Below are 18669 nucleotides of genomic sequence, written 5' to 3'. Positions count from 1 at the left end.
CGACATGACCAGCCGTCCCCCGGTGATTTGGTGGATCAGGCGGGATCTCCGCCTGTGTGACAACCCGGCCCTGACGGCTGCCGTCAGCAGCGGCGCCCCGGTCCTGCCTGTCTACATTCTGGACGCGCAGGACGAGGCGCTGGGCGCCGCCCCCAAATTCCGTCTCGGCCTGGGGCTGGAGCACTTCGGGCGGCAACTGGCCAAGGCAGGCTCCCGCCTGATCCTGCGCCGCGGCAAGGCGCTGGAGGTGTTGCGGGATCTGATCGAAGAAACCGGGGCAGGGGCCGTGCACTGGACCCGTCTCTACGACCCGCAGGCCATCGCCCGGGACAGCGAAATCAAGCAGCAGCTCAAGGAGCAGGGCGTCGAGGTCAGATCCCACGGCGGCCGGCTGCTGTTTGAACCTTGGACGGCAGAGACCAAGGCCGGCGGCATGTTCAAGGTCTACACCCCGTTCTGGAAGGCAGTGCGGGGCCGCGATGCGGACAGCCTGCGGCCCGCGCCAGCAAAAATGCAGGCACCGGACAGCTGGCCCGCCAGTGAGGATTTGGCCGATTGGCAGATGGGTGCCGCAATGCGCCGCGGCGCGGATGTGGTGGCCCGTTACTGCCGGGTGGGAGAGGCGGCAGCACAGGACCGGCTGGGCGCGTTCCTGGAACACAAGGTGGACGCCTATAAGGCCCGCCGCGATTTCCCGGGCGAGGACGCCACCTCCGGCCTGTCGGAAAACCTCGCTTGGGGCGAGATCAGCCCGCACCGCATGTGGCACCAGGGCCGCGCAGCGCTGGAACGCGGCAGCCAGGGGGCTGAACACTTCCTGAAAGAGATCGTCTGGCGCGAGTTTGCCTATCACCTGATGTACAACTCGCCGCACATCCTGACGGACAGCTGGCGCGAGGAATGGCAGGCCTTCCCCTGGTCGCAGGACATCACCCCGCAGGTGCAGGCCTGGCAGCGCGGGCAGACAGGTTACGGCTTTGTCGATGCTGCCATGCGGGAGCTGTACGTCACCGGCAAGATGCACAACCGGGCCCGGATGATCGCCGCAAGTTTTCTCACCAAGCATCTGATGGCGCACTGGAAAATCGGCATGGACTGGTTTGCGGATACTTTGGTGGACTGGGACCCGGCGTCCAATGCCATGGGATGGCAATGGGTTGCAGGCTCCGGTCCCGATGCATCCCCCTTTTTCCGCGTCTTCAACCCGTCGGGGCAGCTGGAGAAATTCGACCCCGACGGCACCTACACCCGCCGCTGGATTGCCGAAGGCCAGGGACAGCCGCCGCAAACCGCACTGGATTTTTTCGACGCCACGCCGCTGTCCTGGCGCCTCGCGCCTGACGGTGCCCGCGCGGAGCCTGTTGTCAGCCTGCAGGCCGGCCGGGAACGCGCGCTCACGGCCTATCACGAAGTGCGTGAAAACCGCTAACGCACAGTTTTCTTGCCAGAAAGCCCCCTGCGGCCTAGCTTTTCCCTGTAGCACTTCCGTATTTCGTACAGGGGGAAGCGTATGAAGTTCACGTCCGCTGAGGGACAGGAAAACCTGCCGCGCTACTTTGCAGCGGTGTTTGCCAGGATAAAGGCAATGGAAGTCGGGCAGCTGGATATCCACTTGCCGGACGGCCGCGTATTCTCCGCAAAAGGGCGCAACCCTGGCCCAGTGGCTGATCTGCACATCCACAACCCGGACTGCTTTGCCCGGCTGATCCGCGAAGGCGATCTGGGCTTTTCAGACGCCTACCTGGAAGGATGGTGGAGCACCTCGGATCTGCAAGCCTTCATGGATCTGGTCCATATGGGGGCCAACACAGTTTATGACGGCTTCCCGGGCAGCGGCCTGGCGCGCGCTTATGAACGGTTCCGCTTCTGGCTCCACCGCAACCACCGCCGCCAGGCGAAAAAGAACATCTCCTATCACTACGACCTGGGCAATGACTTCTATGGCCTGTGGCTGGACGACACGATGACCTACTCCAGCGCCCTGTTCCAAAGCGGCCAGGACAGCTTGGAAAAGGCGCAGACCGCCAAATACGCCTCTATGGTGGACCAGATGGGCGTGGAGCCCGGCGACCACGTGCTGGAGATCGGCTGCGGCTGGGGCGGCTTTGCCGAATATGCTGCCGGTCAGCGCGGGCTGCGGGTCACGGGGCTGACGATCAGTGAGGAACAGTTAAAGTTTGCCCGCGAAAGACTTGAAAAGGCAGGGCTTTCGGACCGCGTTGAGCTGCGGTTGCAGGATTACCGCGACTGCCGCGGCCAGTTCGACGGCATCGCCTCGATCGAAATGTTCGAGGCGGTGGGCGAAAAATACTGGCCCGCCTATTTCAGCACCATCCGCGACCGGCTGAAGCCCGGCGGCCAGGCCACCTTGCAGATCATCACCGTCGCCGACCGCCGCTGGGAGGTCTACCGCAAGGGTGTCGATTTTATCCAAAAGCACATCTTCCCGGGCGGTATGCTGCCGTCACCGAAGGTGCTGCGCGAGCAGGTGGAGAAGGCGGGCCTCGGCGTCGTGCGCTCGATCGAGTTCGGCGACAGCTACAACCAGACCCTGCGCCGCTGGCACGATACCTTCAACACCCGCTGGGACCAGATTTCCGGCATGGGCTTTGACGAGCGGTTCCACAAGATGTGGAACTTTTACCTCACTTCCTGCGCGGCCGCCTTTAAGACTGGAAATTGCGACGTGACGCAGATTACAGTTGCTCATCGCTGACTGAACTGCCGCACGGAACCTGACCGCATATGCCCACCGGAGCCCGACTGACCGCCGCAATCTGCCTGGGCCTGGTGGCGTTTTTCGTGTCCTTCCTGGTCATGCCGCTGATGCCGGAGGGCACCGATTTCGGCTATTTCGTGCACGTGAATGTGGTGCTGGGCCTGCTCTGCGGCTGGATTTTCATGGGCAGCCGGGCAGGCCGCGGCCTGGTCCCGGCTGTCAATAACGGCATCACCGGCATGGCGGTGATGGTTCTGTGGGCGCTGTTCATCCAGGGCGCTTGGGAGATGTTCCGCCTCGCCATGCGCCACCGCTACGACGGACCGTTTGAGGCGCTGTCGGCGATCTTTGTCATTGCGCTGGATTATTTCTTTGTTATCGCTGTGCCATCCGTGCTGGTGCCCCTGGCCGTGGGCGGAGTGCTGGCGGGGCTTGCGACCGAAAACGCTTCCCGCCGCTGGCGCTGATAATAATTCATTAACAACAGGTTACCGACCGTGGCTAATCTCTTCTTCTTTGGCACGCTGCGCCATCTTCCTTTGCTCGAACTGGTACTCGGCCGCAGCGGCTCAGCGCTGAACGCGCAGGCTGCGAAATTGCCCGGGCACGGGGTCTACCAGGTCGCAGGGCAGCCGTTTCCGGCGATCGAGGAGCGTGCGGATGCCACCGCCAACGGCGTTCTGGTGCAGGACCTTTCGCCCGCCGATCAGGACGCACTTAACTTTTACGAGGGCGGCTTTGGCTATGCGCTGAAACCGGTCACCGTGCAGCTGGAGGATGGCAGCACCGCCCCGGCAGAGGTCTATTTCCCCGAACCCGGCCTGTGGCAGACGGCGGAGCCCTGGGACCTGGCGGCCTGGGTGCAGGAGTGGGGCGCGCTGTCTTTGCGCGCCGCTGAGGAAGTGATGGCCTACCACGGCCGTATGACCGCTGAGGAGGTGGCCCGCTGCTTCCCCTCTGTCCGCCGCCGCGCCGCTGCCTGGCTGGCAGCCCAGGCGCGCCCGGGCGATCCGGAACATGACCTGTCAAAGGACGTGATCGTCCACAGCCACACCCGCGCTCATCTGAACTTCTTTGCGATGGAAGAGATGGAGCTGCAGTTCCGCCGCTACGACGGCAGCATGAGTCCGGTGGTGCACCGCTGTGCCTCGATGGCGGGCCATGCGGCGGTGGTGCTGCCCTATGACCCGGTCCGCGATCAGGTTCTTCTTGTGGAGCAATTCCGCGCACCCCCCTTCATGATGGGTGAAGCGCATCCCTGGATGTGGGAACCGGTGGCGGGTGTGATCGACCCGGGCGAGACGCCCGAGGAGACTGCGGTCCGCGAAGCGCAGGAGGAGGCGGGGGTGACCGTGCAGCGGCTTGAGCCGGTGGCCCAAGTCTATCCATCCAGCGGCGCACTCGCTGAATTGATCCATGTTTTCATTGGTATATCGGATCTTTCTGATCTCAATGGCGGCGGCGGAATTGCGGGCGAGGGCGAAGATATCCGCAGCAAGATCCTCAGTTATGAGGAGCTGATGCTGGGCGTGGACGGCCAGATCTATCAGGACATGCCGCTGGTCACCGCCGCGCTGTGGCTGGCACGCCACCGCACCCGGCTGCGCAACGCATTCTCCTGAGCCGCTTCCCGCCTTGTGAACGCCGGGACGCTTGGTTACATCTTGGGGAACAGATCGAAAGGGATACCATGCGCATTGCACGTGATCTGGCTGATGCCATCGGCCACACACCTCTTATCCGCCTGAACCGCGTCAGCGAAGAGACCGGCTGCGAGATCCTGGGCAAGGCTGAATTCATGAACCCGGGCCAGTCGGTCAAGGACCGCGCGGCGCTCTATATCATCAAGGATGCGGTGGCCCGCGGCCAGCTCAAGCCCGGCGGGACCATTGTTGAAGGCACCGCCGGCAACACCGGCATCGGCCTGGCCCTGGTGGGCGCGTCGATGGGTTTCAAGACAGTGATCGTGATCCCGGAAACCCAGTCCGAAGAAAAGAAGGACATGCTGCGCCTGGCGGGCGCCCAGCTGGTCCAGGTGCCTGCGGCGCCCTACAAAAATCCCAACAACTACGTGCGTTATTCCCAGCGCCTCGCGGAAAAACTGGCTCAGACGGAGCCGAATGGCGCGATCTGGGCCAACCAGTTCGACAATGTCGCCAACCGCCAGGCCCACGTGGAAACCACCGGCCCGGAAATCTGGGAGCAGACCGGCGGCAAGGTTGATGGCTTTGTCTGCGCCGTGGGCTCTGGCGGCACCCTGGCAGGCGTGGCCGAAGCGCTGCAGCCCAAGGGCGTGAAAATCGGACTGGCCGATCCGCTGGGGGCTGCGCTTTACTCCTATTACACCACTGGCGAGCTGGCCTCTGAGGGCAGTTCGATCACTGAGGGCATCGGCCAGGGCCGGATCACCAAGAACCTGGAAGGCTTCACGCCTGATTACAGCTATCAGGTGCCGGATGGCGAGGCGCTGCCGTATGTCTTTGACCTGCTGCATGAGGAAGGCCTGGTGCTGGGCGGCTCCTCTGGCATTAACATTGCAGGCGCTGTGCGCATGGCCAAGGACATGGGCCCGGGCAAAACCATCGTCACCGTTCTGTGCGACTATGGCACCCGCTACCAGTCCAAGCTGTTCAATCCGGATTTCCTGCGGGAGAAAGACCTGCCGGTGCCGGAATGGATGACCCATACGCCTGCGTCGATCCCCGGCGTTTTTGAGGACGTATGACACCTTTCATAACCGCGTTGCGGACTGTTTTGCTGGGGCTGGCCCTTGTGGCCGGCCTCGCTATGCCTGCCCTCGCGCAGCTGAATGCTGAATCCCGGGCTGTTTACCAGGACTGGCTCAAGACCGCGAACCGTGCGGAAGACGTGATTGACGCCAGGCGGGCCTCCAGCGCCGCGCTGGAGACCCTGCGCCAGGAGCTGGCGCGCTACCGCCAGAACTTCCTGGACGCGCGCACCGAAAACGGCGACCGCCTCCAGACGCTGGAAGGCCAGCTTGCCGCCCTGGGCGAGCCGCCCGCAGAGGGCGAGAGCGAGCCCGAGGACATCGCACAGCTGCGCAGTTCGCTGGAACAGCAGCTGAAGGACCTCAAGGTTCCGCGTATTGTGGCGGAGGAAGCCTTCAGCCGCGCCAACGGCCTGATCGCCGAAATTGACAAGATCATCCGCGAACGCCGCACCCGCAAGCTGCTGGAGCGCGGGCCGTCGCCGCTCAATCCTGAAAACTGGCCCGGTGCGTGGCGCACTCTGTCGCGGTCTGCCGGCTCACTGCTGAATGAAACCGCCTCGCGCATCGGCAGCGCCACCACTGCCGAGCGGGTGCAGAACAGCTTGCCCGCCTTGATTCTGCTGCTGGCGACTTCCGCGCTGCTGCTGCTGCGCGGCCGGCCCTGGGCCCATGCAGCAGGCGACTACCTGCGCCAGTTCGGCAGCAGCGGCCGCGGCGTCTGGGGCTTTGTCGTCTCGCTGCTTGAGGTGATCCTGCCGTTTATCGGCATCCTCTTGCTGGTGGCGGCGGTGGACCTGTCCGGCATCCTCGGGTTCCGCGGCTCCGTGCTGCTGGACTATCTGCCGGGCTGGGCGCTGCTGATCCTCTCTTTTCACTGGCTGGGCAACCAGCTGTTCTCCGGCCGGATCGAAAACGATCTGGTGCCGGTGCAGGAGGGGCGCCTCAATGAAACCCGGCTGATGGTCGATATCCTGGCGGTGATCCTGGTTCTGCAGGATGCGCTGACCCTGATGGAGAACATCGACAGCATCCCGGCAGAGGCCCATGCGGTCGCCAGCTTCCCGCTGATTATGGCCGCGGCGCTGGTGCTGCTGCGCCTGCACCGGATCGGCGCCAAACGCCGCCAGCAGCAAAGCGACGACGACACCGACGACGATGGCGCCATCGCAGCCGGTGCCAACCGGGTGATGACGCTGGTGCGCCGCGCCGTCTATCTGCTGGGCTTTGTGTCGCCGGTGCTGGCGGCCTTTGGCTACGTGAACGCGGCTGAGGCGCTGATCTATCCGGCGGTTTCCACCTTGGCGCTGCTGGCCGCCCTCTTGGTGCTGCAGCGCTTCCTGGGCGACGTCTACGGCTGGCTGTCCGGCAAAGGGTCAGAGGCACGGGATTCGCTGTTTGCCGTGATCATCGGCTTCCTGCTGGTAACCCTGGCACTGCCGCTGCTGGCGCTGATCTGGGGCGCGCGGGTGGCCGACCTGACAGAGCTGTGGTCGCGTTTTCTGGAAGGCTTCCAGATCGGCGGCACCCGGATTTCACCCACGGCCTTTCTGACCTTTGCCCTGGTTTTTGCCGTTGGCTATGCGCTGACGCGTCTGGTGCAGGGGAGCTTGCGCAACTCGCTGCTGCCCAAAACCAAGATCGACCCGGGCGGCCAGAACGCGATCACCTCGGGGCTTGGCTACGTCGGCATCTTCCTGGCGGCGGTGGTTGCAATCTCTATGGCGGGACTCGACCTCTCATCGCTCGCCATCGTCGCCGGTGCGCTGTCGGTCGGCATCGGTTTCGGCCTGCAGACGATCGTGTCCAACTTCGTCTCCGGCATCATCCTGCTGATCGAACGCCCGGTCTCCAAGGGCGACTGGATCGAGGTCGGCGGGCTGATGGGCTATGTCCGCGACATCTCGGTGCGCTCCACCCGGATTGAGACCTTCGACCGCACCGATGTGATCGTGCCGAACTCCGACCTGATCTCCGGCACTGTCACCAACTACACCCGCGGCAACACAGTGGGCCGGGTGATCGTGCCGGTGGGCGTCGCCTATGGCACCGACCCGCGCAAGGTAGAGGCGATCTTGGCCGAGATCGCCAAGGGCCATCCGATGGTGCTGCTGAACCCCGCGCCCTCGGTGGTGTTCCAGGGCTTCGGCGCCGATTCCCTCGATTTCGAGATCCGCGCCATCCTGCGCGACGTGAACTGGGTGCTGTCGGTGAAATCCGACATGAACTACGAAATCGCCAAACGGTTCCAGGAAGAAGGGATCGAGATCCCCTTCATGCAGCGCGACATCTGGATCCGCAACCCGGAGGCGCTGGCCCAGGCCACGGCAGCCCCTGGCGCAGAGGAGCCGGCAAGCACCCCGGCCTCCGCCCCCGCGGCCGCTCCCGTCAAGGCTCCGCCGAAGCCGGATCTGGACGATCTGCAGCAAGACCCCGGCGAGGATGCCGATGGAGACGGAGATGGAGATTCAGATGCCGACAAGTGACCTGCTGTTCCGCAAGGATGCCTATGCCCGCATGACAGAGGCCGAGGTCCTGGCCCATACGGAGCAGGGCGGCATCATCCTGGACCGCACGCTGTTCTATGCCACCGGTGGCGGCCAGCCCGGCGACAGCGGCAAACTGTTGTGGGCCGAAGGGCAGTGCACCATCGCCACCACGGTCAAAGGGGATGAGGGCGCGGTGGTGCTTGTGCCACAGGACGGCTCCGCCCTGCCTCCCGCGGGCACCACAGTGACCCAGGTGCTCGACTGGGACCGCCGCTACGGCCACATGCGAGTGCACACGGCGCTGCATCTCTTGTCTGTGGTGATCCCGCTGGAGGTCACCGGCGGCTCGATCAGCGAAGCCAAGGGCCGGCTCGATTTCAACATGCCCGAAGCACCGGAAGACAAGCAGGCGCTGCAGGACCAGCTGCAGGCGCTGATCGACCGCGATCTGGAGGTGAGTGAGGACTGGATCACCGACGCCGAACTCGACGCCAATCCGCAGCTTGTAAAAACCATGTCGGTCTCACCGCCGCGCGGCGCAGGTCAGGTGCGGCTGGTGCGCATCGGCACCGCAGATGAGCAGATTGATCTCCAGCCCTGCGGCGGCACCCACGTCAAACGCACCGGCGAGATCGGGAAAATCCGCCTCGGTAAGGTGGAAAAAAAGGGCAAGCAGAACCGACGCGTCTACCTGCATTTGGAGGTCTGAAAAAGATTGGGGGGAAGGTGCATTTTTTGCCATTTCGGCTCTTGCAATTCCCCCTCCAATCCTTCAAAAGCCCCCTCAACGGAGAGGTGGCCGAGTGGTCGAAGGCGCACGCCTGGAAAGTGTGTAGGCGGGAAACCGTCTCCAGGGTTCGAATCCCTGTCTCTCCGCCATAACCCCGCAAATAGGTTTGGATAACAGGCTGGTGCCGGTGCCAGTCGTCCGGTTGGACAGCCGGCGTGACCCGTTTGCGGGCAGGATCAGTTCGGCCGCACGGCCACAAGAACGACACCCAGTTCCTCTTCCAGTTCCTGCAGTTTCTTCAGCTGGTCTTCCGGCAGCGAAGCGCTATCCGCCTCAACCTCGGCCAGCGCCACAACAGGGCTTCCGATATCCTTTTCCAGAGCCCGGATCGCGTTGAGCTTCTCAGTTTCAAGCGAGGCGAGGGGGTACAGCATTGTGATCTCCTGTCTGTTGATGAGGCTGAGTATAGCCCGTTTTCCATGGAGCGGGCTGATTGATTTCAGGCCGGGCCGCGTATTGGCTGGAGCAGCCGGGGCGGGCTCCGGGCCTGCGGCACCCAGGTGTCGTGGGTTTGTTTAAAGTCTTCAGCGGTTTTTGCTTTCGGGATGGGCCGCTTTTGGCTGCCCGGCCCGGGCTTTGATTCGAATGCGCGGACGGGCCGGGCTGCCGCCCTGTGGAAACAAACTCGGAATTTTCCGGGAATTGAAACCAAATCCAGCCCCTTTGCCGCAGCCGCGCCGGACAAACACGGCGGAACAAAGGCGTGACCTGATCATTCGCGGGTGTTTCGAATGTGGAAACAAATCTGGGCTAATCCGGCAGTTGAATGCTAAATTTGGCATATTTCGACAAGTTGCAGCGCGTTTTCTTCGTAGAAATGGAAACAATGCGGGCTCGGGCAGGCCATGTTCCGGCCGCTGCTGCCCAGCGGATATCCATAATGTGAGGAATTTTAGGCGATTTTTTGGCTTTGAGGGCAGGGGTGCCTAAAGTATGCATGGATTAGCCCATTTGGGGGGGCGAGTTCTGCGAGCTGCTGGACTGTGGTGGACTGCTAAAGATTTAAACAAGTCCCGGTGCCGTTTTTTACGGGCACGCCACTGATCAGAAAGCTGATGCTTACCGATTGCGCGCTGTTCAGGCGCGCAAACCAGGGCGTTTGCGCTCTGGCTCCCAATCCGCGTGGGCTGGTGTTTTGACTGCGGCAGGCCGCATGGCTGTGCGGCTGTCCGGCGGACCCGGCAGATGGGGTTTTTCGCCTGACCGGTGAGGAAAGGGTAATGACAATGAGTGACGAACAGCCGAATCCGGCACTGGACGGGATCGTAGAGGGCACGTCCGGCGACGACCGGATTGACGCCGCCTATACCGGCGATCCGGAAGGCGACATGGTCGACAACGCCGATGCCATCGACCCGGCGGCAGGCCCGGATGATGATGTCATTCTCGGCGGCGCCGGTAATGACAGCATCTATGCAGGCGCAGGCGACGACACAGTCGACGGCGGCAGCGGTGACGATCTGATCCTCGGCGACGGTGTGTCCGGCGTCCCGGACTCGGTCACCATCACGATCGACGGCTCCACCGCGGGGATCGTGAATCAGCTGTTCGCCTACACCATCGACCCGGACACCGGCGAGATCAGCAATGTGGTGCTCCTGACAGATAACGCCAATGGCAACATCGGCCGCAGCTTCACCTACGACGCGCCCGAAGGCGCCATTGTCGGTGTTGGCATCTCCAACGCCAAAGGCACATACTATTCCTCGGGTTACGGCAGCAATGCCGGGTTGAACCCCGATGGGCTGGTCCATACCCAGGGCTTTGGCCAGAATCCGGACGGGTCCGTGCAGATCGGCTTTGAAGATCTGCCCGGCCTTGGCGACCGGGATTTCGACGACATCACGCTGACTGTCGATCTGGGCACCTCGGGCACCACCTTTGACAATACCCATTACGACTATTCCTCGGATCCGCAGGATCCGGTGGTTCCGGGAGATGACTCGCTGACTGGCGGCGAGGGTGACGACACCATCCTGGGCGGCGGCGGCAACGACACAATCGACGGCGGCGACGGTGCGGACTCGGTGGACGGCGGCAGCGGTGACGATGTGATCGACACCTCCAAGGACAGCGGTGTGCCGCTGCCGGACCGCGGTTTTCCGGGCTACACGGGCACCGACCCGGATATCCCTTTCATTCCGGCGGATGCGGACCCGTCCGACGACATGGATACGGTGCTGGGCGGGGCCGGCAATGACACCATCTCGACGGGCGACGATGCCGATCTGATCGACGGCGGCACCGGCATGGATGTGATCGACGGCGGCATCGACGACGACACCATCGACGGCGGCGCGGATGCGGATGTGATCACCGGCAGCGAGGGTTCGGACTTTATCCTCGGCGGCAGCGGCGATGACACCATCTTCGGCGGCCTGAACCCGGCATTCCCGGACGGGCTGAACATCACCAATGACGGCAGCGACGGCCGCCCGGCGGATCCGGACCCCACCAACGGTATGGACACCATCTACGGCGGTTCCGGCAATGACCTGATCTATGGCCAGGATGACGATGACGAAATCCATGGCGGCACCGGAGACGATACGATCGACGCAGGCATTGACGACGACCTCGTCGATGGCGGTGCCGGCAATGATCTGATCACCGGCGGCCACGGGGCGGACACCCTGTCGGGCGGTGATGGCCGCGACACCTTCCTGGGCGGCACCGCCGGCGACGTTGTGGATGGCGGCTCGGGCGGCGATGACTTCGACACGCTGGACCTGACCGGCTCCGGCCCGTTTGAGCTGACCGGCGTCACCGAGGATGCGGATGGCAACAGCATCTCCGGCACCGTCAACTTCCTGGACGGCGACGGGGCCGTGACCGGCTCGATGACATTTGGCGAGATCGAGCAGATCATTCCCTGCTTCACGCCGGGCACGCTGATCGCCACCCCGCAGGGGGAGCGCCGGGTCGAGGACCTGCAAGCCGGCGACCGGGTGATCACCCGCGACAATGGCATCCAGGAAATCCGCTGGATCGCGGCGCGCACGCTGGAGGGAGCCGATCTGGCCTCCGCTTCGCATCTGCAGCCGGTGCTGATCCGCAAAGGCGCCTTGGGCAACGGCCTGCCGGAGCGCGACATGATGGTCAGCCCCAACCACCGGGTGCTGGTCGCCAACGACAAGACCGCGCTGTACTTCGAGGACCGCGAGGTCCTGGTGGCTGCCAAGCATCTGACCGGGCTGGCCGGTGTCGACCGGGTGGAGGTGTCCAAGGTCACCTACATTCACTTCATGTTCGACCAGCATGAGGTTGTGCTGTCGGACGGTGCCTGGACCGAAAGCTTCCAGCCCGGCGACCACTCCCTGCGCGGTTTGGACAATGCCCAGCGCAACGAGCTGTTTGAGCTGTTTCCGGAATTGAAATCGGAACAAGGCCGCGCGGCCTATACCGCGGCGCGCCGGTCACTGCGCAAACACGAGGCGCATTTGCTTGTGCATTGAGAGATGCGGCTGCCGTTTGGGGGAATGGCAGATAAGAGCGAAGCGCAGGAAGGCAGGGCCTTGTGCCCTGCCTTCTCTGATTCAGCGGCGCGGGTCAGCGGCGGCGGCGCCAGGCGGCCCAGTCTTCAGGCGTGTCCAGGTCGGTAAGCGCGTGGCGGCCGGGCAGGGCAACCATTTGCACGGTTTCCTGTTTCAGCAGGCTGCGGGCCCCCTGATCGCCGCTGAGGGCCTGCAAGGCCGCGAAGCAGCGGCTGGGAAACAGCACCGGATGGCCCGGGGTTCCGTCCTCGGCTGAGGCGCGAAGAATGGGGCTTTCAGCTCCGTGGAAATGCGCCGCAAGATGCAGCATGTCCTGGGTCTCCACCTCCGGCATGTCGGCGGGCAGGATCATCACGCCGCCGCACCCCTCGGGCAGCGCCGCGACCCCGCGGCGGATCGAGGCGGCCATGCCTTCGTCCGCGTCCGGAACTGGAACGGGTGTTGCTGTGCCAATGGCAGCTGCGCGGGGATGCGCCGTGCCCGGCACTGTCACAAAGACCGGCAGTCCGGTCAGTGCGGCGCGGCGGCAGACCTGGGACAGGAGAGGCTGGCCGTCCACGTCCTCCATCAGCTTGTCACGGCCCTGCATCCGCGAGGATGCACCGGCGGCGAGCAGGAGAATGGCGATGGCGGTCATGCAATTCCGGTCCTTGGTTCCTGGCCGCAATGGCGGATGCCTCCGGCGGGAGTATTTTTGCAAAGATGAAGAGCGGGGGCCAGAAAAGATGCGGTCCGGGAAAGGTCATAAGAGATGACTGAATGTTTCGCGCGCGAAACATTCGGGTAACGGTGCTGACGTTTGTGTTGCGCAAGTGCCGCGGCGTCAGCGTTCTCTCCCGTGGCAACGGGGCGGGTTCAGGTCAGGTACACTGACCTGAACCCCGTGTTTTTCAGACTCAGCCGCGCATCCGGGCGCCGTCGGCGTCAAACAGCGGCTGGGTGATGAGGCGGGCCTTGTACATCTTGCCGAGGATTTCGATTTCCACTTCCAGGTTTTCTCTGGCTGTCCCCGTGGGGACAAACCCCAGCGCAATGGATTTCTGCGCGTGGTGCGAATAGCCGCCTGAGGTGCAGAAGCCCACCACCGTACCGTCCAGCCATATCGGCTCATAGGCGACCACATCAGCATCGTCTGCATCGACTTCAAAGGCGCAGAGCTGCCGGGCGGGGCCTGCCTCACGTTCGGCCTCAGCTGCGGCGCGGCCGATGAAATCCGCCTCCTTCTTGAAGGAGATGAAGCGGTCCAGCCCGGTCTCTGCGGCGGTGTAGTCAGGCGAGAACTCCCGCAGCCAGGAGCCGAAGAATTTGTCCAGGCGCAGCGACATCATCGCCCGCATGCCGAAGGGTTTCATGCCGAGCGGCTGGCCTGCGGTCCACAGCGCACCCCACAGGGCGCGCTGGCTGGGCAGGTCGCAGTAGATCTCATACCCCAGATCGCCGGTGTAGCTGACGCGCTGCACGATGCAGTCGGCCATGCCCACGGTCAGGCGGCGCACATCCATGAAGCGCATGTCCGAGATGTCCTGACGGGTGCAGGCCTGCAGCACCTCGCGCGCTTTGGGGCCTGCGATCTGGAAGCCGTTGCGGGTGTCGGAGATGTTTTCGAGGGACACACCTTCGTCCAGGTTCTGCAGGAACCAGCGCATGTGATAGGCCTGCGAGCCATAGGAAGCGGTGAGCTGGAATTCTTCTTCCGAGAGGCAGGAGATGGTGAAATCGCCGATCAGCCGGCCCTTGGGCGACAGCATCGGGGTCAGCGACAGGCGGCCCGGCTGCGGCACCCGGCCGGCCATGATGCGGTCGAGCCAAGCGCGGGCGCCGGTGCCTTTGACCAGGTACTTGCCGAAGTTGTGGACCTCGTTGATGCCGACGTTTTCGCGCACGGCTTTGACCTCGCGCGCGGTGGCGTCAAAGGCGTTGGAACGGCGGAAGGACGGGGTTTCATAGCGCGGCTCGTCACCCTCGGCGAAGTAGTTCGGGACCTCCATGCCGTATTGCGCGCCCCAGACCGCGCCCATGCCATCGAAGATATCGTACATTGGCGTGGTGCGGAACGGGCGGGCCGCGGGCAGCTCCTCGTTCGGGTAGGCGATGGAGAAGCGTTTCTGATAGTTTTCAATGACTTTCGGGCGAGTGTAGCCCGGGGTGATCCAGTCGCCGAAGCGGGCGCAGTCCATCGCGAAGGTGTCGCGCTCGCATTCGCCCTCGACCATCCACTGGGCCAGCATCAGGCCGACACCGCCGCCCTGGGAGAAACCGGCCATGACGGCGCAGGCGGACCAGTAGTTGCGCATGCCGGGCACCGGGCCGACCAGCGGGTTGCCGTCGGGGGCAAAGGTGAAGGGGCCGTGGATTACGGATTTGACGCCTGCGGCCTCCAGCGCCGGGAAGCGTTTGTAGGCGAAGGCGATGGAATCCTCGATCTTGTCGAAGTCATCGGGCAGCAGCTCGTGGCCGAAGTCCCAGGGCGTGCCGTCGACCGCCCAGGGTTTGCAGGGCTGTTCGTAGAATCCGATGCAGAGGCCGCGGCCCTCTTGCCTGAGGTAGCTTTCCCCGGCCGGGTCCATCACATGCGGATGCTCGCCGCCGCCGTCGATAATCTCGGCGATCATCGGCACCTCGTCGGTGACGATGTACTGGTGCTCCATCGGGTGCAGCGGGAAGTAGACGCCGGCCATGGCGCCGACCTCACGCGCCCAGAGGCCGCCTGCGTTGACGACGTGTTCGGCGTGGATAGTGCCCTTGTTCGTCACCACATCCCAGGTGCCGTCAGGGCGCTGGTTGGTCTCGATCACCTTGCAGTGGGTTTCGATCGTGGCGCCGCCCATGCGCGCGGCCTTGGCGTAGGCGTGGGTGGTGCCGGAGGGGTCGAGGTGGCCGTCGAGGGGGTCATACAACCCGCCGATGATGCCGTCGACATTGGTGACCGGGGCGATTTTCTTGATTTCCTCGGGGGAGACGATTTCGGTCTCCAGCCCCATGAAGCGGTGCTTGGCGCGTTCGGCCTTCAGCATGTCAAAGCGCTCCTGGGTCTCGGCCAGGGTGACGCCGCCGACGTGGTGGAGGCCGCAGGACATTCCGGTGATCTCTTCCAGCTCTTTATACAGCTTGATGGTGTAGCCCTGCAGCGCCGCCATGTTGGTGTCGCCGTTCAGCGTATGGAAGCCGCCCGCCGCGTGCCAGGTGGAGCCGGAGGTCAGCTCCGAGCGTTCGATCAGCATGACGTCGGACCAGCCGAGCTTGGTCAGGTGGTAGAGGACAGAGCAGCCGACGACGCCGCCGCCGATCACTGCCACGCGGGTGGTGGTTTTCATGTGGGCCTCCCTGAATAGGTGTTTCCCGCATTCTGTACAGAAGTGAACAGTAGTCCAGAAGAAAAACGGCATGGCGTGCCGCTTCCAGGCCGTCTGCGCTGTCTAGGGTTATTCAGAGGTGCGGAAGCGGCTGTTCTGGATGATGAAAATCGCCGTAAGCGGGGCTGCCAGGAGAATGACGCCAACCGTGATCAGCAACATGCCAAGCTGGGAGTAATCCGCCGGGGTGGTGATGTTGCCTGCCGAATTTGTGACTTCGCGCGTGACCACAAAGATCTCGTTCAGGTATTTGGTGCCCAGGCTGGAGGCCGAGAGCGCCAGATTGGTGAAGGAGGCCATTACCGCAAAGAAGGTCGCCTTGAGCCCCGAAGGCGCGTTGCGGGCGATCCAGGCGAGCATCGGGATCATCGCGACCTGGCCCAGCGGGGATTCCACAGCGGTGTCGACGATGGCGATGAAGCGGGCGTCGACCACGCCGCCGGTCATGGCGGAGGTCCAGTGGTGCGCGCCGTAGTAAAGCGCGATGTTGGGCAGGCTGAGGACCGCCTCGGTGATGGCGAGGAAGGCGACGATCCAGGCAATCGGGCGGCTGGCCATCATCGGGCGGAAGATCAGCATACCCGCCAGCGTCAGCAGTGAGGTGATGAGGGACAGGACGGACAGGAACTGCTGGTCAAACCCCAGGACGTCAATCTCGAACCAGGTCGCGCCGGGGCCGCGCAGAGGGGTGGCGCGGTAGACAAAGATGATGATGGCGGTGCCGATCAGGGCGCGGGCCTGATCCGTGGGCAGCACGGCGACCAGCTGGCGCATCAGGAACAGGACGATGGCCATGGAGCCGGCAAAGACGATTTCCTGCGAATAGGGCACGTCGCCCAGACCCACGGCGAGGGAGAGCGCCACGAAGGCGCCGCCGCCGATGAAATACCAATGGTTCGGGGCGACCGGCTCGCGCGGGATTTCGATGCGGCTGCGGATCTCGTTCTCCGCGACACCAGCCCGGCGCAGCTGGGCAGCCTTGCGCCATTTTTGCCAGATCGCCAGCGCTACGCCGGACAGCGAGATCACCGGGATCAGCAGCGCAAGGGTGAAGACAAAGCCGTAAAGCGCGCCTTTCTCCGCCTGCGGCAGTGCATCCGCGCCGTCGAACAGCGCGACATTAAGGGCCGCGGCGGCGCTGGAGCCGCCAATCAGCGCGATGCGGCCGAAGGTTTGCATGGTGGTGTGCAGGGACTTGGTTTCAGATTCGGGCAAGGGATTGCCCTGCGCGTCGGTGTGCGGCACGGCCTCCACCGACATGGCATCAGCCACCACGTCTTGCAGCACGAACCCGCAAGGTGCGAGCAGAGCGGCAGTGACATACCAGGCATTGAGCGGCATCACCGCGCTCATCATCGCCGGCTCCAGAACGATGGCGGCCAGGATACCATAGCTGCCGGCCATCAGCCCCGCGCCTGCAAGGATCAGCAGGTATTTCCAGCGCCAGATCAGATCGACCAGATGGCCCAGCGGCATCTTCAGTGCCCAGGGCAGGCCGACCCAGAATGCCAGTCCGGCCAGAAAGGCAGCCGACAAGTCCAGGTATTCTTTGACAAAAAACGAGGCGGCGACGGTGGTAATGCCCTGCGCGCCATAGGCGAAATAGATCAGGAGCGGCGGCAGGAAGGACCAGCGGAGCTGCCGGAACAGCTCCAGAACGACCCGGTCGAACCCGTTCCAGGCCAGCACCGCCGCGCGCGTCATGCCTGCACCTGCCTCATCACAAGCCGCATAGCTGGGCTCACAACAGGGGCCGGATCTTGAGCCCCGTGACCCGGTTGCCTTCCCGTTCGGTCACCTCAAAGCGGAAGCCGTGGAAGGAGAACACCTGGCCCTTGGTGGGGATCATCTGCGCCTCGTGGATCACCAAGCCCGCGATGGTGTTGGCTTCGTCGTCCGGCAGGTTCCATTCGGTGGCCCGGTTCACGTCGCGGATGGTGGCGGCACCGTCGACCAGATAGGAGCCTTCGGTCGTTTTCTTGACGATGCTTTCCTCGTCCGGGTCGAATTCGTCGGTGATTTCGCCAACGATCTCTTCCAGGATATCCTCCAGCGTGATCAGCCCTTGCAGGGCGCCGTATTCGTCCACCACCAGGGCAAAATGCGAACGCATCCGCAGGAACTGGCGCATTTGTTCGTCCAGGGTGGTGGTTTCGGGCACGAAATAGGGGGCCTTGGCGACCTTGGTGATGTCGAAGGATTTGAGCCGTTCGCTATCGCCCTCGGCACCGCCGGCCTCGGTGTACATCGTGCGGAACAGATCCTTGGCGTGAACCACGCCGATAATGTTCTCCTGTTCGCCGCGGAACACCGGCAGGCGGGTGTGCTGGCTTTGCAGGCATTGCTCCAGGATGGTCTCAGGCTCCGCGTCCGCGTCGATCATCTCGATGTTGGAGCGGTGCAGCATGATCTCCTCGACAAAGCGGTCGGAGAGGTCGAGCGCGCCCAGGATGCGGTCGCGGTCCTCTTTCTCGACCACGCCTTCGGAATGGCCCAGGTGCAGGGCGCCGGCAATCTCCTCGCGCACAGCCATGATGTGGCTGTCCGGGTCGATCTGCACGCCAAACACGCGCAGCACACCGCGCACGAAGAGGCGCACCGCGCCCACCACCGGCGACAGCACCTTGACGATAATAGCGATCGGTGCCGAGACCGCCGAGGCGGCCTTTTCAGCGTTGGAAATGGCGTAGGTCTTGGGCAGCACCTCGGCAAAGACCAGCACCAGGAGGGTCATTACCAGCGTCGCCATCGCAACGCCGCTTTCACCAAAGAGGCGGGTGAAAAGCGCAGTGGCCAGCGAAGCCGCCAGGATGTTGACCACGTTGTTGCCCAGCAGGACCGAACCGATAAGCCGTTCGTTATCTTCGGTAATCAAAAGCGCGCGTCTGGCTCCCGCCGAACCCTTGTCGGCCTGGCTGCGCAGCTTGCCGCGGGAGGCGGCGGTCAGCGCGGTCTCGGAGCCGGAAAAGAAGCCGGAGCACACAAGCAACAGTGCAATCGAGCCGGCGGTGATCCAGAAATCGCTGTCAAAAACAGTAGTGGCGGGGTCCATTTGGAGTCCGTTGTTGAGAATGTCTGCACAGTTATGGGGTCTGG

The 18669-nt window shown here is 63.7% G+C and carries 13 protein-coding genes and 1 tRNA gene; 9 read left to right on the top strand and 5 right to left on the bottom strand.

Features of this window, described 5'->3' with window-relative positions; all coding sequences use genetic code 11:
* Nucleotides 1–4 precede the first annotated feature (4 nt).
* The 8 genes from ACXAED_RS19245 (at nt 5) to ACXAED_RS19210 (ending at nt 8815) form a co-directional block, all read left to right on the top strand.
* Complete coding sequence (locus ACXAED_RS19245) at nt 5–1429, top strand: cryptochrome/photolyase family protein (RefSeq protein WP_475052453.1); 1425 nt, start codon at nt 5–7, stop codon at nt 1427–1429.
* Between the two features lie 81 nt (nt 1430–1510).
* Entirely contained in the window at nt 1511–2716 is a 1206-nt protein-coding gene (locus ACXAED_RS19240) for a class I SAM-dependent methyltransferase (RefSeq protein WP_475052450.1), read from the top strand.
* A gap of 29 nt (nt 2717–2745) precedes the next feature.
* Nucleotides 2746–3186, top strand: a complete 441-nt coding sequence (locus ACXAED_RS19235) for a TrgA family protein (protein WP_475052448.1) — start codon at nt 2746–2748, stop codon at nt 3184–3186.
* Between the two features lie 30 nt (nt 3187–3216).
* Entirely contained in the window at nt 3217–4341 is a 1125-nt protein-coding gene (locus ACXAED_RS19230) for an NUDIX domain-containing protein (RefSeq protein ID WP_475052446.1), read from the top strand.
* A gap of 68 nt (nt 4342–4409) precedes the next feature.
* Complete coding sequence (locus ACXAED_RS19225; protein ID WP_475052444.1) at nt 4410–5444, top strand: cysteine synthase A; 1035 nt, start codon at nt 4410–4412, stop codon at nt 5442–5444.
* Nucleotides 5441–7933, top strand: a complete 2493-nt coding sequence (locus tag ACXAED_RS19220; protein ID WP_475052442.1) for a DUF3772 domain-containing protein — start codon at nt 5441–5443, stop codon at nt 7931–7933. Before ACXAED_RS19225 ends, ACXAED_RS19220 begins: the two co-directional genes overlap by 4 nt.
* Complete coding sequence (locus ACXAED_RS19215) at nt 7920–8645, top strand: alanyl-tRNA editing protein (RefSeq protein ID WP_475052440.1); 726 nt, start codon at nt 7920–7922, stop codon at nt 8643–8645. Before ACXAED_RS19220 ends, ACXAED_RS19215 begins: the two co-directional genes overlap by 14 nt.
* Nucleotides 8646–8725: 80 nt before the next feature.
* A tRNA-Ser gene (locus ACXAED_RS19210) sits at nt 8726–8815 on the top strand.
* Between the two features lie 87 nt (nt 8816–8902).
* On the opposite strand, the gene ACXAED_RS19205 is transcribed toward ACXAED_RS19210, so the two are convergent.
* A complete protein-coding gene (locus ACXAED_RS19205) occupies nt 8903–9100 on the bottom strand; it encodes a hypothetical protein (RefSeq protein WP_475052437.1) in 198 nt (65 codons plus the stop codon).
* A gap of 852 nt (nt 9101–9952) precedes the next feature.
* Here ACXAED_RS19205 and ACXAED_RS19200 point away from each other — a divergent pair.
* Nucleotides 9953–12181, top strand: coding sequence for a Hint domain-containing protein (locus ACXAED_RS19200; protein WP_475053150.1), 2229 nt, complete (start codon nt 9953–9955; stop codon nt 12179–12181).
* A gap of 94 nt (nt 12182–12275) precedes the next feature.
* On the opposite strand, the gene ACXAED_RS19195 is transcribed toward ACXAED_RS19200, so the two are convergent.
* The 4 genes from ACXAED_RS19195 to ACXAED_RS19180 form a co-directional block, all read right to left on the bottom strand.
* The gene (locus ACXAED_RS19195) at nt 12276–12857 is read right to left on the bottom strand and encodes a nucleotidyltransferase family protein (RefSeq protein ID WP_475052434.1); all 582 of its coding nucleotides are present in this window, start codon (nt 12855–12857) and stop codon (nt 12276–12278) included.
* Nucleotides 12858–13116: 259 nt separating this feature from the next.
* Nucleotides 13117–15534 (bottom strand): GcvT family protein, encoded by a 2418-nt coding sequence (locus ACXAED_RS19190; RefSeq protein ID WP_475052432.1) that lies wholly within the window; start codon nt 15532–15534, stop codon nt 13117–13119.
* A gap of 108 nt (nt 15535–15642) precedes the next feature.
* Nucleotides 15643–17277: an MFS transporter gene (locus ACXAED_RS19185; protein WP_475052430.1), complete on the bottom strand. Its 1635-nt coding sequence runs from the start codon at nt 17275–17277 to the stop codon at nt 15643–15645.
* Between the two features lie 37 nt (nt 17278–17314).
* Nucleotides 17315–18625: an HlyC/CorC family transporter gene (locus ACXAED_RS19180; RefSeq protein WP_475052427.1), complete on the bottom strand. Its 1311-nt coding sequence runs from the start codon at nt 18623–18625 to the stop codon at nt 17315–17317.
* Nucleotides 18626–18669: the final 44 nt, after the last annotated feature.

It is taken from the genome of Leisingera sp. ABM4_103 (assembly GCF_056158685.1).
Note: the sequence above shows the minus strand (reverse complement) of the source record. Positions and strands in the feature narration are given on the sequence as shown.